Origin of the sequence: Streptomyces sp. A0958 (assembly GCF_004795035.1) — a bacterium.
Lineage (GTDB): Bacteria > Actinomycetota > Actinomycetes > Streptomycetales > Streptomycetaceae > Streptomyces.
This window is the reverse complement of record NZ_SSBK01000005.1, coordinates 207,547-229,551: the sequence shown is the minus strand read 5'-3', so window position 1 is coordinate 229,551 and position 22,005 is coordinate 207,547. Positions and strand designations below refer to the sequence as shown.

Genomic DNA, 22,005 nt, shown 5'->3' with positions numbered 1-22,005 from the left:
CTTCCGCACCTCAGGTCCCCTCCATCAGGGGAATCCCGGAGAGGTCCGGCGTGCCGCCGCGCGGCCCGGAACATGCTCCCCGTCGTGTACGGATCACTCATCTGGCGGATGGCCGCCGCGGTCGCGCTCACCTGGCAGCTGACCGCCCCCACCCCGGCGATCGCCGACAGCTGCGCGTACGCCTCCATCGGGGACGACGGCGGCGGCTCGGCCGTGGCCGTCAGCGGTGACGGCAGCTGTTACGCGGGGCCGGAGCCCGAGCCCACTCCGACGCCCACGCCGAAACCCGCACCACCGCCGCCTCCCCCGACGCCGTCTCCGCCGCCCCCGCCGCCTCCTGCGCTACCCGAGCCGGAGCCCGAACCCGCGCCACCTCCGCCGCCCCCGCCTCCACCGCCCGCCCCGGCGCCCCGGCCCGCCCCTTCGCGCTCGCCGTCGCCCGCACCGTCCGTGCGGCCTTCGTCCCCCGCGCCGGTGGCGCTTCCCTCCTATCGCCGCCCCGTGCGGAAGGCACCGGAGCGCCACACCTCCCTGGTCACGCTCACCTTGATGATCACGGCCCCCGCGGTGTTCGCCGTCGCCGTGCTGCGGCCCCGTTCCCGATGATCCCCGGAGACACCCATGTCGGAATGGCTCGTCCTCACACTCGCCCTGGTCGCGGCCACCGCCGTCGTCCTGACCATCGCCGTCCTCAACAACCGCAGGCTCCCCGCGGACGACGACCCGTCCGAAACCCCCGATGTCATCGAGTACATGACGATGATGATCGGCGTGGTCTACGCGATCGTGCTGGGCCTCGCCATCGCGGGTGTCTGGGAGGGCCGGAGCGCCGCGCAGGAGTACGTACGCCAGGAGGCACAGGCCCTGCACGAGGTCAGCGCGCGCTCGTCCGTCTATCCGCAGGAGGTGCGCACCCGCATCCGGGCCGATGTCGACGCCTACGTCAGCTATGTGGTGCACGACGAGTGGCGGACCATGGCCAAGCAGGGGGCGCTCAGCGACCACGGGACCGAACTGCTGAACCGGGTACGCGCCGACGTGACCGACTACCGGCCGAAGACCGACCACGAGGGGGAGGCCTACCAGCCCCTGGTCGACCAGGTGGCCGCCGCCGACGACGCCCGCAGCGCACGGGGGCAGAGCGCCCGCGCGACCATGCCGGGTGTCGTGTGGTTCGGGCTGATCATCGGGGCCCTGGTGACCGTGGGGCTGATCTTCACGCTGCAGATCCGGCGGACGTTCCGTGAACTCCTGCTGGCGGGCCTCTTCAGTGTGCTGATCGCCTTCCTCCTTTTCCTGATCTGGGACTTCGACTCACCGTTCGGGAGGGGATTCTCGGCCACCGCCGCACCCTTCCTCGACCTGTTCCCCGGGGCGGCGGGCGGATAGCGGAACCCTCCCCCGGGCCGGTCCGCCGCCCGGGGGACAGCGGTGCCCCATTCGCCGGACCCCGATCGCGGGCGAAATGCACCACTTCTAGCGTGGGCCGCATTCGAGGTGCATTTCTGACGTTTTGTGGAAATCCGTTCCGCAGCTGCTCCTCGGGGACCCGGAGGATTCACCATGCGCGCAATACGTGTCGCTCCCGTCGCCCTGCTCGGCGCCGCGGCGCTCGCCCTGACCGCCCCGGCCGTCAGCGCGTACGCCACGACGGCGGGCGGGCCGTCGGGCGGCGGGAGCGGATACACCGTCACGCCGTCGGTGATCGCGCCGGGCGGCAAGGTCACCCTGGCGGCCAGGGGGTGCTCGACCACGGCCACGGCGTCCTCGGGGGTGTTCGACACCGTCACCATCCCGATGAACGGCAGCACCCCGGCCACGGTCGACTGGGACGCCAAGCCCGGCGCCGCCTACGAGGTGACGTTCATCTGCAACACCTCGCCCAGCTCCACGGCCAAGGTGAATCTCACGATCAGCGCGGCCACGAGCGCGCCCACCACGAGTTCGACCAGAACCGCGGCGGCCTCGGCCTCACCGGCCGGTGTGCAGGGCGGGCTCGGCGGCAGCATCGACAGCGTGAACTCCGGTGAGATCGTGGCCGGCACCGCGCTGGCCGTGGCCGCCGCGGCCGGTGTCGTGTTCTTCGTGCGGCGACGCAGGGAGAGCCGCTCGCACTGACCGGTGCGGAAGGTGTGGAACAAGAGTCGCCCCGGGTCCTGTCACAGGACTCGGGGCGACTTCGGTATCGGTCCGGCGGGAGCGTCCCTGCGGTCAGGCCGCCCCATGGCCCGTCCTGCGGCGGCGCATGATGTACACGCCTCCACCGAGAGCCGCCGAGGCGACCAGGCCCGCACCGACACCCATCTCCGCGGGAGTCGCGGCCATCGAGCCACCGAGGCCGCCCTGCGCACCCCGGCTGTCGAGCACGGTGAAGCGGTGGCCGGCCGTCCGGTCGGTGCCGTCGCACCGCACGGTCAGGTTGTACGAGCCGGGCGTCGCGTCGTTGAGGATGCGGACCCGGGCGTGGCCGACCCGGCCGGCCGAGAGCCGCGTGGTGCGGAACGCGTTGGACGAGACGCTGCCGCCCCGGCCGCAGCCCTCGGCGCTGACCTGCATGGCCGCGCCCTGGTGCACGCGCTCGGGGTCGACGGTCACGTTGTTCGGGCCGTTGTTGCGCCCGTTGCCGTTGTTGTGCCCGTTGTTGTTGCCGTTCCCGTTGCCGTTGTTGTTGCCGTTGTTCCAGCTGTCCTGGTCGTTCCAGTCGTTCTGGTTGTTCTGGTTGTTGCCGTTGTTCTGGTTGTTCCCGACGTCTCCACCGGCGGCCGCCATCGGGGCGCCGAGCCCGAGAGCGGCGACGGCGGTCGCGGCGACAACGAGAGCGCGTGTAGCACGCATCGTTCGAACCTCCACCGGGAAGCGCCCCGGGGCTGGGTGCACCGGGATGGATCGACGAGAACGCCTCCCATGACGAACCCTCACCAGATCCCTGATCCCCCGCATGTCGGCGCTGCTCCACACCGGTGATCCGACACGCCGTCCCGGTGCGCCCCGAGCTGATGGATGCGCAGGTCACAGGGCGTCAGAACTTTTATCCGTGCGCTACTCCGATAAGCATCCGAGTGTGTCGCCGCCACCCGTTCGCCCTTCTCTGATCGCCGCCCGGCCGTACCGCGCCTAGCGTTCTGCTCGTCGCGACGAAGGGAGAACCATGGGCCGGGACAATTGGCGACCCGAACGGGTCAGACACTCGCCCTGGGGCGCGCTCGCCCTGGCGATGCTCACCGGTCTGGCACTGATGCGCAACGGTGCCGACCTCTCCCCCGGCCCGCCGCAGCCGGTGGCCGCCGCCTCGGTGGGCCACCAGAAGAACGCCCCCGCCGCCCCGGTGCCGGGCCCGGCCGTGAAGCCCCTCGCGTACGCGCCCGTCGCCCGCGTCGCCATCCCGGCCATCCAGGTCGACGCACCGGTCATCGATGTGAACCTCGACCCGGACGGTTGGATCGGGACCCCGCCGCCGGAGGACCCCAACCTGGCGGGCTGGTACCAGAACGGCATCGCCCCCGGGCAGCTCGGCACCTCGGTCGTCGTCGGCCACGTCGACAACAAGGCGGGGCCCGCCGTCTTCTACAGCCTCGGCTCGCTGAAGAAGGGCGACCGCATCGAGGTCGACCGCAGCGACGACCGGGTGGCGGTCTTCGAGGTGTACGGCGTCGAGGTCTTCGCCAAGGACGACTTCCCCGGCGCCCGTGTCTACGGCGACACCGGGCAGGCGGAGCTGCGGGTCATCACCTGCGGCGGCGGATACACCAAGGCCAACGGCTACGACGGTAACGTCGTGGTCTTCGCCCGCCTGGTGGAGACCCGCTGAACCCGTCCCTCAACGGCGTCGCGGCACCGTGAGCCGGTATCCGTCGGCCAGCAGCTCCGGCAGGTACCGGCGCAGCGCCGCCACGCTCTGCGAGCGGTTGCCGCCCGCGTCGTGGGAGAGCACCACGACCCCGGGGCCCGCCCCCTCCGTCACCCGGCGGACGATGCTGTCGGTGCCGGGCACGGTCCAGTCGAGGGTGTCCACGGTCCAGGCCATCGGTTCCATGCCCATCGCGGCGCCGATCTCGAAGGAGCTGCGGTTCCAGGCACCGTAGGGTGCCCGGTACCAGAGCGGCGCGGCGCCGGTGATCTTCTCGATCACGTCGCTGGTACGGCCCAGCTCGTCGGTGGTGCCCGCCCGGGAGAGCTTGGTGACCAGGGGGTGCGTCCACGAGTGGTTCCCCACGGTGTGCCCCTCGTCGGCGATCCGGCGGACGAGGTCGCGGTTGTCGTTCGCCATCTCGCCGCAGAGGAAGAACATCGCCCGGATGTCGTGCTCGCGCAGCGTGTCCAGGATGTGCGGGGTGTAGAGGGGATCGGGGCCGTCGTCGAAGGTGAGCACCATGGCGTGGCCGATGTCGGTCAGCTTCTCGAACGGCCGGGTGCGTACCGGCGGCGCCGCGGGGCGGTAGCGGGGCGGTGTGTGGCCCGTCATGGGCCGCAGTTTATAGGCGAGCGGTCCGGTGCGGAGGGTGGCGGCCTGCGATCCCGCCGCCCCCGCGGCCTTCGGCTCGGGGCGCGGTGGGGAGCCGACGGGGTCCGCGGCGACGAGGCGTACGGCGGTGGCGGCGCCCAGGCCGGCGGCCAGCCGCAGGAGCGTTCTGCGCAGGGGCAGCCTGTGATCACTCTTCATGCCCCACTGCTCGCACGCCCACTCCGCCGCCGACCTCAGCGACACCGCTCGCCGGGGGTTTTGCACCCGGATGGAGGGAGTGCGTCCGCGCAGGTGGCGGCGGGAGCACGGCCTCCGGGAGGCCGGGCGGGGAGTGCCGGACCGAGCCGATAGCCTCACTGCCGTGACAGATCAGCAGCCCCACCAGTTCGAACGTGGCACAGACGGACCGAAGGTGATCGTCGCGGGCATCGACGGTTCCGACTCCTCGATGCGTGCGGCGGCCTATGCCGCCGGGCTCGCCCGTCGCCAGAGGGCCAAGCTGGCTCTGGTGTACGTCCAGCCCGTGCTGCCCGCGGGTGCCGCGCTCGGGGCTCCGATCGGCGATGCGACGGGGGAGGTCGCCGAGGGTCTGGTGAGCGAGATCCGGGCGGCTACGGAGCGGCTGAAGGACATATGGGATGTGCGCTGGGAGTTCCACACGTTCCGCGGTGACCCGTACAACGGTCTGGTGACGGCCGCCGACGAACTCAAGGCGGACGCCGTCGTGGTGGGCGCGTCGGAGTCGGCGGGGCACCGCTTCATCGGTTCGGTGGCCGTCCGTCTGGTGAAGGCGGGCCGCTGGCCGGTGACCGTGGTCCCGTAGGACCCCGCTCGGGGCGCCGCCCGACCGTTCACCGCACCATTCGCCGCTCGGTGCGACCGCTCGTCGCACGGGGTGGCGTTTGTCCTGTCCCTCGTGGCCTGAATGCGCTCGTATACGCCAGTCAGCAGCGAGGCGGCAGGGCCTTGGCGGGAAAGGGCGTTCACCATGACCACGACGACGACCGATGAGCGGGCCCTCGCGCAGCTCCAGCGTGAACACGGACCCGCCCTGTTCCACTTTCTGCTCGGTCTGACGTTCGGCGATCGGCAGCGGGCCGAGGACCTGCTCCAGGAGACGCTGGTGCGGGCCTGGCAGCACCCGGAGGCCTTCGACGGCCCGTACGAGTCGATGCGGCCCTGGCTGTTCACCGTCGGGCGCCGGCTGGCGATCGACGCCCGCCGCTCGCGGCTGGCCCGGCCCGCCGAGGTCAGCGATGTGGTCCTGGAGTGCGCCCCGGCCGGAACCGACACCGCGGAGTCCGCGGTCGCCGCGCTCGACGTGCGCGAAGCCGTACGCGCCCTGAGCCCGGAACACCGGTCGGTGCTCGTACAGATCTACTTCCGCGGGCTGAGCGTGGGCGAGACCGCGCGGGTGCTCGGAATACCGGCGGGCACGGTCAAGTCCCGTTCGTACTACGCGCTGCGGCTGCTTTCCCGCAATCTGCCCGGCTACTCCAGCAGATCCTTCTCGCGCAGCAGCGCCAGCAGCTCCGCCGCCTCCGCGACCGCCGCGTAGTCGGCGGCGCATCGGCCGCAGGAGCGCAGGTGGCGGGCGACCGTGCGGGCCTCCGTGTCGGGCAGCGCGTCCAGGACGTAGGCGCCGAGCAACTGCCGCATGTGCGGCCCCTCCCCGGGGTCGGCGGTCATCGCAACCTCATGTCTGTGACGGATCGGGTCCGGCGAATCCTGTCCTTCTGGCCACGCGGGGCACGCTCCCCCGGTTCAATGCTGCGTGGGGAACCGGCCGGGGGGCCGCCGGTCGCACGGTCCCCGCACCCGGTGCCGAGAAAAGGGAATGGGGCGATTCGGGATGCGCCCGGAGCGTCATGAGGGGTCCGGCGGGGACGAGCTGCCGGTCCCGATGGCCTGGATGTACGCGGAGTACCTCGCCGACGAGCTGCTGCGGACCGGTGATCTGATGGAGCCTGCGACGCTGGAGTACCGGGCGGGGCGCGACGCGCTGGCGCTGACCATCTTCCTCCTGGACAGTGCGGTGGCCGAGGCCCTGCCGGCGACGCGGGTGGACGAGCTGCGCCTGCTCACCGCGTACGGGACGCCGTGGCGCCGGTGGGTGTGCGAACGGCTCCGCGTCCCCGCGCCGGGCTGCACGGACGCCGATCTGGCGCTGGCCCGGGCGGCCTGGCGGTGGCTGGAGGAGACCGAGCTGCTGGCGGCCGACCTGGAGGCCATCGGCCCGCTGCCCTGGGAGCGGGACGGCGGTGAGGACCCGGGCGGCGAGGAGGCCGCGCAGGTGTGGACCCCGGCGTGGCAGCTGGGCCTGCCGCTGGGGCATCTGGCGGTCCACCTGTACTGACGGGCCGGACCGGGCCGGCCGGTCAGGAACCGTGCACCCCGGCACGGTACTTCGGCAACCGTACGGTGATCCGCATCCCGGCACCGATGCCCGTCTCGATGACGAGGCCGTAGTCGTCCCCGTACACCTGGCGCAGCCGTTCGTCCACGTTGAGCAGGCCGATGCCGGTGGAGTTGCCGCCCTCGCCGCGCAGGATGTGGCGCAGCCGCTGGGGGTCCATGCCGGTGCCGTCGTCCTCGATGACGACCTCGGCCTCGGAGCCGGCGTCCAGGGCGCTGATGGTGATGCGGCTGGAGGTGACGGCGCCTTCGAGGCCGTGTTTGACGGCGTTCTCGACGAGCGGCTGGAGGCAGAGGAAGGGCAGGGCGACGGGCAGCACCTCGGGGGCGACCTGGAGGGTGACGGAGAGCCGTTCACCGAAGCGGGCCCGGACCAGGGCGAGGTACTGGTCGATGGAGTGCAGCTCGTCGGCGAGGGTGGTGAAGTCGCCGTGGCTGCGGAAGGAGTAGCGGGTGAAGTCCGCGAACTCCAGGAGCAGTTCGCGCGCCTTCTCGGGGTCGGTGCGGACGAAGGAGGCGATGGCGGCCAGTGAGTTGAAGATGAAGTGCGGGGAGATCTGCGCGCGCAGGGCCCTGATCTCGGCCTCGATGAGCTGGGTGCGCGAGCGGTCGAGTTCGGCGAGTTCCAGCTGGACGCAGACCCAGCGGGCGACCTCGCCGGCCGCCCGGGCCAGGACGGCGGACTCGCGCGGGGCGTAGGCGACGAGGCTGCCGAGCACCCGGTGGTCGACGGTGAGGGGCACGGCGACGGCCCATTTCAGCGGGCAGTCCAGGTCGTCGCAGTCGCTGCGGAAGGCGGTGTCGCGGCCGGTTTCCAGGACGCCGGCGACCTGTTCCATGACGTGCCGGCCGTGGTGGTCGCCCTCGCCGTCCCAGACCAGGACCCCGTCGCGGTCGGTGAGGCACAGGGCGTCCGTGCCGAGCAGGGAGCGCAGCCTGCGGGCGGACCTGCGGGCGCTGTCCTCGGTGAGCCCGGCGCGCAGCGGGGGCGCGGCCAGGGACGCGGTGTGCAGCGTCTCGAAGGTGGCGTGCTCCACGGGCGTGCCCACGTCGCTGGTGCGTACGGGTCTGGCGGTGCGCCGGCCGAGCAGGAGGCCGCCGCCGAGCAGGAGCAGGGCGAGCAGGACGACGACGGCGTATCCGGCCCCGGTCACCGGTGCCTCCCGGATGTGAGGGCTTCGGGCAGGTGGAAGCGGGTCATGGCGGCGTTGGTGCCGGGGGGTATCCGGCCGGGGGTGGCGAGCGAGACCAGGATCATGGCGAGGAAGCCGACGGGCACGGACCAGACGGCGGGCCAGGCGAGCAGGGCGTGCGGCCAGCCGGGCGGGCGGACCGCGCCGCTGACCGTGATGGCGACGGACAGCAGCGCGGAGCCGCCGCCCAGCAGGAGGCCCGCGACGGCGCCGGGCGGGGTGAGCCGGCGCCACCAGATGCCGAGGACCAGGAGCGGGCAGAAGGAGGACGCGGAGACGGCGAAGGCCATGCCCACGGAGTCGGCGACGGGGACCCGGCTGACCATCAGCGAGCCGGCCAGCGGGAGGGAGATGGCGAGGACGGTGGCCAGCCGGAAGTGCCGTACCCCGCGCGAGGGCAGCACGTCCTGGGTGATGACCCCGGCGACGGCCATGGTCAGTCCGGACGCGGTGGACAGGAACGCGGCGAACGCGCCGCCGGCGACGAGCGCGCCGAGCAGGTCGCCGCCGAGCCCGCCGATGACCCGGCCGGGCAGCAGCAGCACGGCGGCGTCCGCGTCGCCGCCGTGGATGAGTTCGGGGGCGTAGAGGCGGCCGAGTGCTCCGTAGACGGGCGGCAGGAGGTAGAACACGCCGATCAGGGCGAGGACTGCGACGGTGGTGCGGCGGGCGTCGCGGCCGTTGGGGCTGGTGTAGAAGCGGACGACGACGTGCGGCAGGCCCATCGTGCCGAGGAAGGTGGCGACGATGAGGCCGTAGGTCGCGTAGAGCGGGTGGTCGGCGCGGAAGGCGGAGAGCTGTTCGTCGAAGGTGATGCGGGGCTGTCCGTCGCCCTGCCAGGCCAGCACCAGGAAGATCGCCGGGACGAGGAGGGCGGTCAGTTTCAGCCAGTACTGGAAGACCTGTACGAAGGTGATGGAGCGCATGCCGCCGGCCGCGACGGCGAGGACGACCACGGCGGCCACCAGTACGTCGCCGAGCCAGCCGGGCGCCCCGGTGAGGATCTTGAGGGTGAGTCCGGCGCCCTGGAGCTGGGGGACGAGGTAGAGCCAGCCGGCGCCGACGACGAGGACGCTGACGATCCTGCGCACCTGCCGCGACTCCAGGCGTCCTTCGGCGAAGTCGGGCAGGGTGTACGCCCCCGAGCGGCGCAGCGGCGCGGCGACGAAGACCAGCAGCACCAGATACCCGGCGGTGTAGCCGACCGGGTACCAGAGCATGTCGGGCCCGTGGACGAGTACGAGTCCGGCGATGCCGAGGAAGGAGGCGGCGGAGAGGTATTCGCCGCTGATCGCGGCGGCGTTCAGCCGGGGGCGCACGGTGCGCGAGGCGACGTAGAAGTCGGAGGTCGTGCGGGAGATCCGCAGCCCGAATCCGCCGACGAGGACGGTGGCCAGGACGACGACGGCGACGGCCGCCACCGCGTACGTGCGGCTCACGGGGCGGGGCGGCCTTCCACGAGCCGGGCGAAGTCGCTCTCGTTGCGCTCGGCTCGGCGCACGTACCACCAGGCGAGCAGGGTGAGCGGCGGGTAGGCGGCGAAGCCGAGGACGGCCCAGACGACCGCGGAGCTGTGCAGGGCCTCGAAGACGAGGGGCAGGGTGCCGACGACGACGGCGAGCACGGCGAAGGCGGTGAGCCCCGCCCGCAACTGCCCGCGCATCAGCGAGCGGACGTACGCGCCGCCGAGTGCGGTCTGCTCGTCGATCTCCGACTGGGTGCGGTAGCGCGGCAGCGGGCGCACCCGCCGGGGCTCCCCCGTCACCACTTCGCGCCGGGGTGTGGACTCTGCGGACATGGGGCCGGAGTGTACGCAGCCCCCGGCCTCGCTGGGAAGGGGTTTCGGGCCGGGTAGGCGCTGGTCAGCGGCCGGTCCGGCGCATCAGCAGATCGCGCAGCGCGCGGGTGTGGCGGCGGCTGACGGCGAGCTCGGCGGTGCCGATGCGCACGCTCATGCTTCCGGCGTCCAGGCGCAGTTCGTCGATCCGGCCGAGCGCCACGAGGTGGCGGCGGTGGATGCGGACGAATCCGCGGGTGCGCCAGCGCTCCTCCAGGGTGGTGAGGGGGACGCGCACGAGGTGGCTGCCGGTGGCGGTGTGCAGCCGGGCGTAGTCGCCCTGGGCCTCGGCGTAGGCGATGTCGTCGATCGGGATGAAGCGGATGACGCCGCCCAGTTCGACGGGGATCTGGTCGTGGGCGGTGTCGTGGACGGGTGCGGAGCGGTCGCCGACCTGCTCGGCGACGCGGCGCACGGCCTCGGCGAGGCGTTCGCGGCGCACGGGTTTGAGGACGTAGTCGACGGCCTTGAGGTCGAAGGCGTGTACGGCGAAGCCCTCGTGGGCGGTGACGAAGACGATGAGCGGGGGCGCGGCGAAGCCGGCCAGCAGCTGGGCGACGTCGAGCCCGGTCAGGCCGGCCATGTGGATGTCGAGGAAGACGACGTCGATGGCGGACGGGTCGTCGGGCCCGGCGTCGACGGCGCTGCCGATGCGGCGCAGCGCTTCGGTGGCCCCGGTGGCTCCTTCGGCGCTGCGGATGCGGGGGTCGGCGCGCAGGAGGTAGAGGAGTTCCTCCAGTGCGGGTTCTTCGTCGTCGACGGCGAGTACGCGGAGCATGAGGCCGGAGTGTAGGGCCTGCTTCTGACGTGTGGGCGCCGCTACTTGAGCAGCTTGGAGAGGCGGCGGTCCGCGAGTGGTTTGCCGCCGGTCTGGCAGGTCGGGCAGTACTGGAGCGAGGAGTCGCTGAAGGACACCTCGCGGATGGTGTCCCCGCAGACCGGGCAGGCCTGGCCGGTGCGTCCGTGGACGCGCATCGCGCTCTTCTTCTCGGCCTTGAGGCGGCCCGCCTCCACCCCGCCGGAGCGGGTGACGGCGTCCTCCAGCGTGGTGCGCAGGGCCGTGTACAGCCGGGTGATCTCCTCGTCGGTGAGATTGGCGGTGAGCTTGAACGGCGACATCTTCGCGACGTGCAGGATCTCGTCGCTGTAGGCGTTGCCGATGCCGGCGATGAGCGACTGGTCGCGCAGGGCGCCCTTGATCTGGCGGCGTTCCCCGTCGAGCAGTGCGGCGAACGCGTCCCGGTCGAAGGAGGGGGCGAGCGGGTCGGGCCCGAGCCGGGCGATCCCGGGCACCTCGGCCGGGTCGCGCACGAGGTGGACGGCGAGGCGTTTGGTGGTGCCGGCCTCGGTCAGGTCGAAGCCGTCGCCCGTGGTGAGGACGGTACGCAGCGCGAGGGGGCCCTTGCCGGGGCGGGGCGGGGCGTCGGGGAAGCCGTCCTTCCAGCGGAGCCAGCCGGCCCGGGCGAGGTGGGTGATCAGGTGCAGCGGTCCGACGCCGATGTCGAGGAACTTGCCGTGCCGGCTCACGTCCGTGACCGTCCCGCCGTGCAGGGCGGTGAGGGGCGGGTCGTACGTCTTCAGGACGCTGATGGCGAGCGGCAGGACGCGGTCGATCTCCTTGCCGACCAGGTGGTCGTCGAGGAAGAGCCGCAGGGCTTCGACTTCCGGCAGTTCGGGCATGGTTCCAGCCTGCCGCAGCCGCGCCCGGGGCGCCTACCGGAGGCCGTACACCCGTTCGGCTGTGGTGGCGAGTACGGCCTCCCGCTCCTCGTCGCCCAGGCCCTCGATCAGGGTGCGAGCGGTGTCCAGGACCTCGGTGTACGTCGCCGCGAGCCGGCAGACCGGCCAGTCGGAGCCGAACATGAGGCGGGCGGGCCCGAAGGCGTCGATGACGGTCTCGGCGTACGGGCGCAGGTCCGCCACGCTCCAGGTGCGCGGGTCCGCCTCGGTGACCAGCCCGGAGAGTTTGCAGACGGTGTTGGGGAGGGCGGCGAGCGCCCTCAGGTCGCCGGCCCAGGGGTGCGAGCGTCCTGCGGCGATGGGCGGTTTGCCGGCGTGGTCGAGTACGAGGACGAGTCCGGGCAGCAGGGCGGCCGCGCGGGTGGCGGCGGGCAGCTGGTGCGGGAGGACCACCAGGTCGTAGACGAGCCCGGCATCGGCCACCGCGGCCAGGCCGCGCAGCACGTCGGGCCGCAGCAGCCAGTCGGGGTCGGGTTCGCCCTGGACCTGGTGGCGCAGGCCGACTAGCCGGTCGCCGCCGGGGAGTTCGCGCAGGGCGGCCAGGGTGTCGGCGATGTCCGGGGCGGTGAGGTCGCTCCAGCCGACGACGCCGGCGACCAGCTCGCTGCCGTCGGCGAGCGCCAGGAATTCGGGGGTCTCCTCGGCCACGGTGACGGTCTGGACCAGCACGGTCGCCCGCACCCCGGCCGCGCGCGCCTCGGGCTCCAGGTCGGCGAGGGTGAAGTCGCGGCGCAGGGGCGCCAGCTCCTCGTCGGTGATCCAGTCCTGGTCGCGCACCGAGAGGTCCCACACATGGTGGTGGGCGTCGACGACACCTGGCCGGGCGGTCATCTCACAGTTCCCAGACGACGGGGAGCCCGGCTTCGGCGCCGTCGGTCGAGTAGTCGTGCGCGACGTCCAGGAGTTCGTCCATCCTGGCCTGCCAGGCGACGTTGACGGGCAGGTGCTCCAGCTCGGCGAGGAGGCGGGCGTAGTCGTCGCACTCGATGAGGTGGAACAGGTCGGTGCCGCTGCGCCAGATCGTCCAGGAGCCGGCGCCCGCGGCCCGGATCGCGCGGGTCAGCTCGGGCGGGACCTCGCGGTGCGCGGCCTCGTACGCGGTGATGCGGTCGGCGCGGACCTTGGTGTGCAGGGCTATACGCATGTCAGTGTCCGTTCCCGGGCAGCAGGCCCTGGTCGCGCAGGTCGTCCCAGAGGGCGTCGGGGATCTCCCGGCTCAGCTGCGCGGCGGCGTCGCGCACCTCGTCCGGGGAGCGGGTGCCGACGAGGATGCCGGCGACGGCCGGGTGGGTGAGCGGGTAGTGCAGGGCGGCGGCACGCAGCGGCACGCCGTGGGCCTCGGTGACGCCCTTCAGGTGCAGGGCCCGGTCCAGCAGGTTCAGCGGGGCGGTGGCGTAGTCGTAGGTCGCGCCGGGGCGCGGGTCGGCGAGGAGCCCGGAGTTGAAGACCCCGCCGACGACGACGCTGCGGCCGCGTGCGGCGGCGGCCGGCAGCAGGTCCGTCAGCGCCGACTGGTCGAGGAGGGTGTGGCGGCCCGCGCACAGGACCACGTCGACGTCGGTGTCGAGGACGAAGCGGGTGAGCATCGCGGTTTGGTTCATGCCGGCGCCGATCGCCCCGACGACCCCTTCGGCGCGCAGCCTCTCCAGTTCCGGGTACGCCTCGTGGAAGGCGGCTTCCGCGTGGTCGTCGGGGTCGTGGAGGTAGGCGATGTCGATGCGGTCGAGGCCGAGGCGCTCCAGGCTGTCCTCGATGCTGCGGCGGACCCCGGCGGCGCTGAAGTCCCAGCGGCGGCGGTGCGTGGCGCGTACGGCGAAGCCCTCGGAGAGCCCTTCGGCGGCGGCGGTCTCCGCGGCGGAGAGCGGGTCGAGCACCCGGCCGACCTTGGTGGAGAGCGTGTAGGCGTCCCGTGGGCGGTGCCGCAGGGCTTCGCCCAGGCGCCGTTCGGAGAGGCCGAGCCCGTAGTGCGGGGCGGTGTCGAAGTAGCGGATGCCGGCCTCCCAGGCGGCGTCGACGGTCGCCGCGGCCCGCTCCGGCTCCACCGCGCTGTAGAGGTTGCCGATGGCGGCCGCACCGAAGGAGAGTGCGGTGACTTCCACCGCGCTGCTTCCCACCCTGTTGCGCCGCATTCCTCCGCCGCCCTGCTCAATGATCGTTGCCACACAGCGAATATTCATCGGATCACTTGGGCGCGTCAACACCCTTGCGGCTATCAAATGCGACTGGAGGGGAGGTGACCTCTCCGACCTATGGCGGCGGTCACCGCCTTTCCCTCGCCTCCGCGACGAGTTCGGCCGCCTCCTCCTCGACGCACCGCGTCAGCCGCTCCAGATCCGGGAGCGCCTTGCCGTCGGCCACCAGACCGATGTGCACGCGCGCACCGTACGTGGTCAGCGCGACGGCCATGGACTGGCCCCGGGCCAGCGGCGCCATCGGGTAGAGGGCGCTCAGTGGGCAGCCGGCCAGCGAGAGCCGCGAGCGCGGCAGGGGCACGCTGGTGACCAGGACGTCGAAGAGCATCCGGGCCGCGTTCCCCGCGAGCGGGGCGCCGAAACGGTGGGCCAGCGGGGGAAGTTGGTCGGCCAGCACGGCGACCGCGCCGGCTCCCCGCAGCGGCCCCGCCGCCTTGTTGCGCTCCATCGCCGCGCGCACGGCCCGCAGCCGCTGCCAGGGGTCGGCCTCGGAGACGGGGAGGCCGAGGAGATAGGCGGAGAGCCGGTTGCCGGTCGCGGCGGCCGCACCGCCCGGCCGGCGGCGGGAGACGGGGACCAGGGCGCGCGGGTCGTCGCCGGGCAGGGACTCGCCGCGCTCCAGCATCCAGCGGCGCAGCCCGCCCGCCACGACCGCGAGCAGCACATCGTTGCCCGTGCCGCCGGAGGCCCGGCGGATTCGCCGCACTGTTTCGAGGTCGAGGTCGGCCGTGGCCAGCCGCCGGGTGCCGCTGGACCCGGCCCTGAGCGCCGGTGCGCCGCGCGGATCGAGGCGGCCCGCCCGCACCAGTGACGCGCCGACGCCGAAGGCCCGGCCGAGGTCCTCGATGCGGCCGAGGGCGAGCCCCGCGACCTGGCGCGGGCCCGGCATCCAGGAGCGGGGCGGCACGGGGCGCGGCCGGGCGGACGGGGGGCGGGCCGTCGCCGAGGCGATCTCGTCGAAGATCCCGGCCCCGATGGCGACCGCCCGCATGCCGTCGGCCAGCGCGTGATGGAGCTTGACCAGCACCGCGAAGGGGGCGCCGGTTCCACCCTCGATGAGGTACATCTCCCAGGGCGGCAGCCCCCGCCGCAGGGGCCGCTCCATGAGCTCGCCCGCGAGCCGGGTCGCCGCCGGCATGAAGCCCCCGCCCTCGGGTTCGGGCCCCTCGGCGGACAGCGTGACGCGCGTGACGTGGCGGTGCACGTCGAAGTCCTTGTCTGCGAACCAGGCCGCGCCGCCGACGGGCAGCAGCACGTCCCGTACCCGCATGCGCAGCCGGGGAATCGCCGCGGTCCGGGAGCCGAGCAGTTCGAGGAGCGCGTCGGGGCCGGGGGCCCCGCCCGGCGGCGGGGAGAACACGGCGAGCGCGCCGAGGTGCATGGGGTGGGCAGCGGACTCCAGGTGCCAGAAGGCGAGATCGAGAGGTGCCAGTAGCTCAGTGCCCAACGGGTCCTCATGTCATCGAAGAAGACGGATACCGACCACGATGCAGCCGATCCCTCGCGGTTCATTACGGTCAAGTACGACCACGTTACGTTCCGTTACATGCCGGTTCCGCTCAACCCGCCCTCCGTCCGGGCGGCGCGCGGGCCGGGTCAGCCGCGTGGCGGAATGACGAACTCGCACCAGACGCACTTGCCGGTGCCGCGGGACTCGACGCCCCAGGCGTCCGCGAGCTGGTCGACCAGCATCAGCCCGCGCCCGGAGACCCCCGACTCGCCGGCGTCCCGGCGGCGCGGCAGCGCGCTCGACCGGTCCTCCACGTCGACCCGGAGCCGCCGCTCGGGGCCGGTGAGCACCCGGATGGTGACGATCGCGCCGCCGTCGGTGTGCATCAGGGCGTTGGTGGTCAGCTCGTCGGCAGCCAGCTCGACCTCGTCGGCCCGGTCCTTGGCGCCCCAGGCCCGTACCGCCGCGCGGATCATGTGGCGCGCCGAGGTGAGCGCTTCCGGGTCGCTCTGGGCGACGTGCTGCTGGAGCCGGCCGCCGGAATGTGGGGCGTGTACGGCCTTGCGGCGCAGGAACAGCACCGCGACGTCGTCCTCGCCGCCGCGCTCGTCCACCGACGCGCAGAGCCGGTCGGCCAGCTGCTGGAGGTCCCGCGGGCCGCTCCTGATCAGGTCGGCGAGCAGCTGCGTACCCTCGTCCAGGTCGACGCCGGGCAGCTCCACCAGGCCGTCGGTGAACAGGACCATGGTCTGCCCCGGGTCCAGCTCGACCGTGCCGACCGGATACTCCAGCCGACCGAACTCGGCGGAGAGCCCCAGCGGCAGCCCGCCCTCGGACGGCACCCTGCGGCAGCTCCCGTCGGTGTCGCGCAGCAGCGGGTCCACGTGGCCGGCCCGGACCAGCTGGATCACCCCGGTGGTCAGGTCGGCCTCGGCGTAGATGCAGGTCGCGAAGCGGTCGGTGTCGAGTTCGTGCAGGAAGACGGAGGCCCGCGCCATGACCGTGGCGGGGCTGTGTCCCTCGGCGGCGTACGCCCGCAGCACGATGCGCAGCTGTCCCATCACGGCGGCCGCGTGCGTGTCGTGGCCCTGGACGTCGCCGATGACGGCGCCGACCCGGCCGCCGGGCAGCGGGATGACGTCGTACCAGTCGCCGCCGATGTCCCGGCCCAGCCGGGCCGAGCGGTAGCGCACGGCGATCTGGGCGCCCGGCACGTCGGGAATCCGGCGCGGCAGCATGGCCTGCTGGAGCCCTTCGGCGAGGTCGTGCTCCTGTTCGTAGAGCATGGCGCGCTGGAGGCTCTGGGCGATGGAGCTGCCGAGGGCGAGCAGGAGGTTGCGTTCGTCGGCGGTGAAGCCGTCCTTGCCGCTGTAGAGCAGGCCGAGCGCGCCGATGGGCCGGGCCTGGGCGATCAGCGGCAGGTATGCGGCCGAGGTGATGCCGAGGTGGCTGATGTGGGGCCACAGGCCGGGGTAGGAGGCGGCGAAGTCCTCGGCCGACTCGATGAAGCGGGGGCCGAGCGTGCGCACGACCTCGCTCATCGGGTACTGCTCGTCCGTCCGGGTGTAGCGCGTGCCCGGGACGAACGATCCCTCCGGCCCGTCGGCCACCAGGTGGATGCGGCCGGCCTCGATCAGCCCCATGACCAGGCTGGTCGCGCCGAGCAGGGCCAGCCCCTCGGACTTCTTCAGGACCTCGATGACGTCCTTGACCGTGCGGGCGTGGGCCAGCGCCGCCGTGGTGGCGTCCACGAGGCTGGTCCGGCGGCGCAGCTCCTTGTCCAGTTCGCGGCGGGCGGTGGAGTCGGCGAGCTCCTGGGTGGCGTCCCTGACGATGCCGATGATGCGGCGCGGCCGTCCGGTGTCGTCGCGCCGGACGAAGCCCTGGGTGTGCGCCCAGCGCAGCGTCCCGTCGCGCCGTTGCACGCGGAAGTAGGCGCCGTAGTTGCCGCGGCCGCTCTTGAGTGCCTGCGACACCATGGCGTCGAGCCGGACGCCCTCGTCGGGCGGCACGCGCTGCCCGAGCGTCTCCGGCCGGTCGTCGTACTCGTCGGCCCCCAGGTCGAACACGTCGAGGGCGGCCCGGTCCATGTGCATGAGGCCGCTGTCGAGATCCCAGTCGAAGCTGCCCATTCGGTTCAGGGCGAGGCTGAGATCCGGGTGGGCGGGCCAGTCGTCCGGGAGTGACAGGGCACCCGCTACCCGATCATCCATGCGCGTCACTCTGCCACCATTTGTCCGAATCCTCGACCGAACCGTCCATCTGGTGAATGTGCAATGGAACACATTTGCGACAGGTCCGGAAGGCCCGGTTTCCAGGGAATTCCGGCGCCGGGCGGCGGAACCGGGGGCCGAATACCACCTGGTAACACGGCCCCCGCCCCGGAACCGGGCAGGAGCAGCGGCTAACGTGTGCGGCAGGGTCGACTAAGCCTTGCCTTACTAACCCGGCCCTGCTTCTGCTCATCCGTTCGAAGGAACAGCTCGCCATGACACGCCCCGTCCGCGTCGCCATCGTCGGAGCCGGTCCCGCCGGCATCTACGCAGCGGACGCGCTGCTCAAATCCGACGCCGCCGCCGACCCGGGCGTCTCCATCGACCTGTTCGAGCGGATGCCCGCACCCTTCGGCCTGATCCGCTACGGCGTGGCCCCCGACCACCCGCGCATCAAGGGCATCGTGCAGGCGCTGCACCAGGTGCTGGACAAGCCGCAGCTGCGCCTCTTCGGCAACGTCGACTACCCGAACGACCTGGGCCTCGACGAGCTGCGGACCTTCTACGACGCGGTGATCTTCTCCACCGGCGCCGACGCGGACCGCGCCCTGGACATCCCGGGCAACGATCTGGACGGTTCGTACGGGGCCGCCGACTTCGTCTCCTGGTACGACGGCCACCCGGACGTGGCGCGCACCTGGCCGCTGGAGGCCGAGAAGGTCGCCGTGCTGGGCGTCGGCAACGTCGCCCTGGACGTGGCCCGCATCCTGGCCAAGACCGCCGACGAGCTGCTGCCGACGGAGATCCCCGCCAACGTCTACGACGGCCTGAAGGCGAACAAGGCGCTGGAGGTGCACGTCTTCGGGCGGCGCGGTCCGGCGCAGGCCAAGTTCAGCCCCATGGAGCTGCGGGAGCTGGACCACTCGCCGAACATCGAGGTCATCGTCAACCCCGAGGACATCGACTACGACGCGGGTTCGATCGAGACCCGGCGCGGGAACAAGCAGGCCAACATGGTCGCCTCCACGCTGGAGAACTGGGCGATCCGCGACGTCGGCGACCGGCCGCACAAGCTCTTCCTGCACTTCTTCGAGTCCCCCGTGGAGATCCTCGGCGAGGACGGCCGGGTCACCGGGCTGCGCACCGAGCGCACGGAGCTGGACGGCACGGGCAATGTGCGCGGCACCGGCACCTTCCACGACTGGGACGTGCAGAGCGTCTACCGGGCCGTGGGCTACTACTCGCAGGAGCTGCCGAAGCTGCCCTTCGACGTCGCGTCCGGCACGGTGCCGCACGCCGCCGGAAGGGTCCTCGCGGGCGGGGAGCCGATGGAGTCGGTGTACGTCACCGGCTGGATCAAGCGGGGTCCGATCGGCCTGATCGGTCACACCAAGGGCGACGCCAACGAGACGGTCGCCTGCCTGCTGGAGGACCACGCCGAGGGCCGGCTGCCCGCCCCGGCGCAGCCCGAGCCCGAGGCCGTCACCGCGTTCCTCGATGCGCGCGGCGTCCGCTACACCACCCGCGAGGGCTGGTACCGCCTGGACGCGCACGAGCGCGCCCTGGGTGCGGAGCAGGACCGCGAGCGGATCAAGGTCGTGGAGCGCGAGGCCATGCTGGACGCCTCGGAGGCCGGCAGCTGAGAAGTCCGGCGAAGGCCCCGTACATCCCCGGACCGGGGCGTGCGGGGCCTTGGCCGGACGGGGGCGTCAGCGTCCCTGGAGCGCCTTCACGTTGTCGCCGAAGGTCCAGTTCTTGGAGCCGTCCCAGTTCAGCGACCAGGTCATCAGGCCCTTGAGGCTGTTGCCGTAGTGGTTCCAGGCCTGCGAGACGAGGCCGGGCGCCATGTAGCCGCCGCCGGCGCCGGGCTGGGCGGGCAGGCCGGGGACCTGCTTGTCGTAGGGGACCTTGATCGTGGTGCCCTGGATGACGAGCCCCTTGTTCAGGCAGTCCGTCTGCGCGGTGAAGCCCTGCACGGTGCCGGCGGAGTACGAGTCGCCGGAGCAGCCGTACATGCTGCCGTTGTAGTACTGCATGTTCAGCCACCAGAGCCGGCCGTTGTCCGCGTACTTCTTCACGATGGGCAGGTAGGCGCCCCAGATCGAGCCGTACACGATGCTGCCGCCGGTGACGTACGCCGTCTCGGGCGCCATGGTCAGACCGAAGTTGGACGGCATCTTCGCGAGTACGCCGTCGATGATGCGGATCAGGTTGGACTGCGAGGCGGACAGCTGGTTGATGTTGCCGGTGCCGGTGAGGCCGGTCTCGATGTCGATGTCGATGCCGTCGAAGTTGTACTTCTTCAGGATCGGCACCACCGTGTCGACGAAGCGGTCGGCGACGGCGCTGGAGCTGAGGTCGATGCCGGCGGTGGCGCCACCGATCGACATCAGGGTGGTGAGCCCGGACGCCTTCGCCCGGCACATCTCGGCCGGGGTCGGGACCTTGACGGTCGAGTCCATCCCGTCCTCCCACCGGACGGTGCCGTCCGAGAGGATGACCGGGAAGGCCGCGTTGATCACGTTGTAGCCGTGCTGCGGGATGCGGCTGTCGGTGACCGGAATCCAGCCCAGCGGCGGATGCACCCCGTTGGACGCGCCGTCCCAGTTCTCCCAGTACCCCTGGAGCACCTTGCCCGTGGGCTTCGACTTGACCGCACAGGTGTCCTCCTGCGCGGAGGCCGGCTTGGCCGCGACGAGCATCGGGACGATGCACGCCGCCGCGAGGCCGATCCCCAGCAGACGTGATGTACGACCGAACATGGCGGGACCTCTTCCTGAAATGGCATGCCCCTGACAACACGCAACCGGATCGCGAACGCCGCCCAACGTAAAGTGGTCCAGACCTTCCGTCAATAGGTCTGGACCAAAGTGGGGTCGGTGTGCCTCACGGGAGGCTTGCGCGTCCCGGGCCCGCTCGCGCACCCGGTCCGGGTAGCGCTCGGTGAACATTCCGCGCGGGCAGCGCGCGTTCCGCGTTGCGGCGGGCCGGGGCCGGAGCTTGAATGAAGGGTCAGCCCGGGCCCGCATCCGGGTGCGCACGACCCCGGCGAGGGAGGCCGCCATGGCCGCACATGCCGCACACGCCTTCGACCCGAGCCGCGTCGTCCATCTCTCCGGCCGCTTCGCCCCGGTCACCGAGGAGGTCGACGAGGCGGACCTCCAGGTGACGGGCCAACTGCCGGACGAGCTGGACGGGGTGTTCCTGCGCAACGGGCCCAACCCCCGCTTCACGCCGATCGGTTCGTACCTCTACCCGATCGACGGGGACGGCATGTTGCACGGGGTATGGATCTCCGGCGGCCGGGCCCGCTACCGCAACCGGTTCGTGCGGACACCCGCCGTGGTCGCCGAGGAGCGGGCCGGGCTGGCGCTGTGGGGCGGGATCGAGTCGATGATCCTGCCCAGGGTGCCGGACGTCGAGCCGGAGTTGGCCGGCACGTTCCGGGACATGCCCGACATCAACGTGGTGCGCCACGCGGGACGGCTGCTGGCCCTCGCCGAGTCCGACTGCCCCTTCCTGATGACGCCGGAGCTGGGGACCGTCGGCAAGGAGACGTTCGGCGGGGCGCTGCCGGCCGGGATCACGGCGCACCCGAAGACCGACCCGGTCACCGGCGAGATGCTCGCCTTCTGCTACGGCCTGGAGCCGCCCTACCTCACCTGGTCGGCGATCGGCCCCACCGGCGAGGTGGTGCGCGGCCCCACCGCGATCGACGGGGTGGACGAGCCGATGATGATCCACGACATGGCGCTGACTCCGCGCTTCCTGGTGATCGTGCTGGCGCCCGTGTTCTTCGACATCGACGCGGCGATGAACGGCGGCTCCATGATCGACTGGCGCCCCGAACGAGGCACCCGGGTCGCCCTGGTCCCCCGCGACGGCGGCCCGGTGCGCTGGGCTTCCGACGACGCCTTCTGGCTGTGGCACACGGTCAACGCGTACGACACCGAACCCGACGGCGGGAACGTGGTGCTCGACTACGTGCAGTGGACGCGCCTGGCCATGGGCACGCCCGACGAGGGCGGCCGGCCCAACCACGCGGGCCTGGTGCGCGCGGTCATCGACCCCGAGGCGGGCACCATGCGCCGCACCGTGCTGGACGACGCCCGGATGGAACTCCCCCGCACCGACGACCGTCTGATCGGCCGCCGCCACCGCCAGCTGGCCGTGGCCGCGGATTCGGGCGACCCGGACCTGCTGCCGGGCGAGTTCGACGAGCTGCGCTGGTACGACGGCAGCGACCCCTCGGGCCCGCACCTCGCGTGGCGGGCCGGGAACCTGTCGGTCGGCGAGCCGGTCTTCGCCCCCGTCCCGGGCACCGCCCCCGGCGAGGGCGGCTACTGGATGACGTACGCCACCGACCGTACCGACGCGAGCAGTTGGCTGCTCGTCATCCCGTCCGAGGACCCGACGACGGGCCCGGTGGCCCGGGTGCGCATCCCCGTCCGCGTCCCGCTGGGCCTGCACGGGAACTGGCTGCCGACCGAGGAATGAGCCCGC

At 72.3% G+C, this 22,005-nt stretch carries 23 protein-coding genes; 9 read left to right on the top strand and 14 right to left on the bottom strand.

Going from position 1 to position 22,005, the window contains the following annotated elements; translation table 11 throughout:
- Window positions 1-84 precede the first annotated feature (84 nt).
- From E6P78_RS33015 to E6P78_RS07790, 3 genes are all read left to right on the top strand, one after another.
- Window positions 85-606: a hypothetical protein gene (locus E6P78_RS33015; protein WP_206307757.1), complete on the top strand. Its 522-nt coding sequence runs from the start codon at window positions 85-87 to the stop codon at window positions 604-606.
- 15 nt (window positions 607-621) lie between these two features.
- A complete protein-coding gene (locus tag E6P78_RS07795) occupies window positions 622-1,389 on the top strand; it encodes a DUF4239 domain-containing protein (RefSeq protein ID WP_136202769.1) in 768 nt (255 codons plus the stop codon).
- Window positions 1,390-1,563: 174 nt separating this feature from the next.
- On the top strand, window positions 1,564-2,118 hold the full coding sequence (locus tag E6P78_RS07790) for a hypothetical protein (RefSeq protein WP_136202768.1): 555 nt from the start codon (window positions 1,564-1,566) through the stop codon (window positions 2,116-2,118).
- A gap of 93 nt (window positions 2,119-2,211) precedes the next feature.
- On the opposite strand, the gene E6P78_RS07785 is transcribed toward E6P78_RS07790, so the two are convergent.
- The gene (locus tag E6P78_RS07785; RefSeq protein WP_136202767.1) at window positions 2,212-2,835 is read right to left on the bottom strand and encodes a hypothetical protein; all 624 of its coding nucleotides are present in this window, start codon (window positions 2,833-2,835) and stop codon (window positions 2,212-2,214) included.
- Between the two features lie 313 nt (window positions 2,836-3,148).
- Here E6P78_RS07785 and E6P78_RS07780 point away from each other — a divergent pair, with 313 nt between their 5' ends.
- Window positions 3,149-3,808: a class F sortase gene (locus E6P78_RS07780; protein WP_136202766.1), complete on the top strand. Its 660-nt coding sequence runs from the start codon at window positions 3,149-3,151 to the stop codon at window positions 3,806-3,808.
- 9 nt (window positions 3,809-3,817) lie between these two features.
- Here E6P78_RS07780 and E6P78_RS07775 read toward each other — a convergent pair whose 3' ends face one another.
- The gene (locus E6P78_RS07775; RefSeq protein ID WP_136202765.1) at window positions 3,818-4,660 is read right to left on the bottom strand and encodes a polysaccharide deacetylase family protein; all 843 of its coding nucleotides are present in this window, start codon (window positions 4,658-4,660) and stop codon (window positions 3,818-3,820) included.
- Between the two features lie 163 nt (window positions 4,661-4,823).
- Between E6P78_RS07775 and E6P78_RS07770 the strand changes: the two genes are divergently transcribed.
- Together E6P78_RS07770 and E6P78_RS07765 are read left to right on the top strand one after the other, a co-directional pair.
- Entirely contained in the window at window positions 4,824-5,285 is a 462-nt protein-coding gene (locus E6P78_RS07770) for a universal stress protein (RefSeq protein WP_206307749.1), read from the top strand.
- Between the two features lie 165 nt (window positions 5,286-5,450).
- Entirely contained in the window at window positions 5,451-6,020 is a 570-nt protein-coding gene (locus tag E6P78_RS07765) for a sigma-70 family RNA polymerase sigma factor (RefSeq protein ID WP_136202764.1), read from the top strand.
- On the opposite strand, the gene E6P78_RS07760 is transcribed toward E6P78_RS07765, so the two are convergent.
- On the bottom strand, window positions 5,954-6,151 hold the full coding sequence (locus tag E6P78_RS07760; protein WP_136202763.1) for a zf-HC2 domain-containing protein: 198 nt from the start codon (window positions 6,149-6,151) through the stop codon (window positions 5,954-5,956). The genes E6P78_RS07765 and E6P78_RS07760 overlap by 67 nt on opposite strands.
- 163 nt (window positions 6,152-6,314) lie before the next feature.
- On the opposite strand from E6P78_RS07760, the gene E6P78_RS07755 reads away from it, so the two are divergent.
- On the top strand, window positions 6,315-6,818 hold the full coding sequence (locus E6P78_RS07755) for a hypothetical protein (RefSeq protein ID WP_136202762.1): 504 nt from the start codon (window positions 6,315-6,317) through the stop codon (window positions 6,816-6,818).
- A 22-nt stretch (window positions 6,819-6,840) separates the two neighbouring features.
- Here the strand turns inward: E6P78_RS07755 and E6P78_RS07750 are convergent, their stop codons facing one another.
- From E6P78_RS07750 to E6P78_RS07705, 10 genes are all read right to left on the bottom strand, one after another.
- Complete coding sequence (locus tag E6P78_RS07750; protein WP_136202761.1) at window positions 6,841-8,031, bottom strand: histidine kinase; 1,191 nt, start codon at window positions 8,029-8,031, stop codon at window positions 6,841-6,843.
- Window positions 8,028-9,509: a cation acetate symporter gene (locus tag E6P78_RS07745; protein WP_136202760.1), complete on the bottom strand. Its 1,482-nt coding sequence runs from the start codon at window positions 9,507-9,509 to the stop codon at window positions 8,028-8,030. Before E6P78_RS07745 ends, E6P78_RS07750 begins: the two co-directional genes overlap by 4 nt.
- Window positions 9,506-9,868 (bottom strand): hypothetical protein, encoded by a 363-nt coding sequence (locus E6P78_RS07740; protein ID WP_136202759.1) that lies wholly within the window; start codon window positions 9,866-9,868, stop codon window positions 9,506-9,508. The genes E6P78_RS07745 and E6P78_RS07740 overlap by 4 nt, the downstream gene beginning before the upstream one ends.
- A gap of 64 nt (window positions 9,869-9,932) precedes the next feature.
- Window positions 9,933-10,685, bottom strand: coding sequence for a LytTR family DNA-binding domain-containing protein (locus E6P78_RS07735; protein WP_136202758.1), 753 nt, complete (start codon window positions 10,683-10,685; stop codon window positions 9,933-9,935).
- 41 nt (window positions 10,686-10,726) lie between these two features.
- Window positions 10,727-11,587, bottom strand: a complete 861-nt coding sequence (locus tag E6P78_RS07730; protein WP_136202757.1) for a DNA-formamidopyrimidine glycosylase family protein — start codon at window positions 11,585-11,587, stop codon at window positions 10,727-10,729.
- Window positions 11,588-11,620: 33 nt separating this feature from the next.
- A complete protein-coding gene (locus tag E6P78_RS07725) occupies window positions 11,621-12,478 on the bottom strand; it encodes an amidohydrolase family protein (RefSeq protein ID WP_136202756.1) in 858 nt (285 codons plus the stop codon).
- 1 nt (window position 12,479) lies between these two features.
- A complete protein-coding gene (locus E6P78_RS07720) occupies window positions 12,480-12,791 on the bottom strand; it encodes an L-rhamnose mutarotase (RefSeq protein ID WP_136202755.1) in 312 nt (103 codons plus the stop codon).
- A 1-nt stretch (window position 12,792) separates the two neighbouring features.
- Entirely contained in the window at window positions 12,793-13,776 is a 984-nt protein-coding gene (locus tag E6P78_RS07715) for an aldo/keto reductase (protein ID WP_136202874.1), read from the bottom strand.
- Between the two features lie 130 nt (window positions 13,777-13,906).
- Entirely contained in the window at window positions 13,907-15,286 is a 1,380-nt protein-coding gene (locus E6P78_RS07710) for a wax ester/triacylglycerol synthase family O-acyltransferase (protein WP_136202754.1), read from the bottom strand.
- A 149-nt stretch (window positions 15,287-15,435) separates the two neighbouring features.
- Entirely contained in the window at window positions 15,436-17,502 is a 2,067-nt protein-coding gene (locus E6P78_RS07705) for a SpoIIE family protein phosphatase (RefSeq protein WP_206307748.1), read from the bottom strand.
- A 275-nt stretch (window positions 17,503-17,777) separates the two neighbouring features.
- On the opposite strand from E6P78_RS07705, the gene E6P78_RS07700 reads away from it, so the two are divergent.
- Window positions 17,778-19,145: an FAD-dependent oxidoreductase gene (locus E6P78_RS07700; protein WP_136202753.1), complete on the top strand. Its 1,368-nt coding sequence runs from the start codon at window positions 17,778-17,780 to the stop codon at window positions 19,143-19,145.
- A gap of 66 nt (window positions 19,146-19,211) precedes the next feature.
- On the opposite strand, the gene E6P78_RS07695 is transcribed toward E6P78_RS07700, so the two are convergent.
- Window positions 19,212-20,264, bottom strand: coding sequence for a chitinase (locus E6P78_RS07695; RefSeq protein WP_136202752.1), 1,053 nt, complete (start codon window positions 20,262-20,264; stop codon window positions 19,212-19,214).
- Between the two features lie 301 nt (window positions 20,265-20,565).
- Here E6P78_RS07695 and E6P78_RS07690 point away from each other — a divergent pair, with 301 nt between their 5' ends.
- Window positions 20,566-21,999 (top strand): carotenoid oxygenase family protein, encoded by a 1,434-nt coding sequence (locus E6P78_RS07690; protein WP_136202751.1) that lies wholly within the window; start codon window positions 20,566-20,568, stop codon window positions 21,997-21,999.
- Window positions 22,000-22,005: the final 6 nt, after the last annotated feature.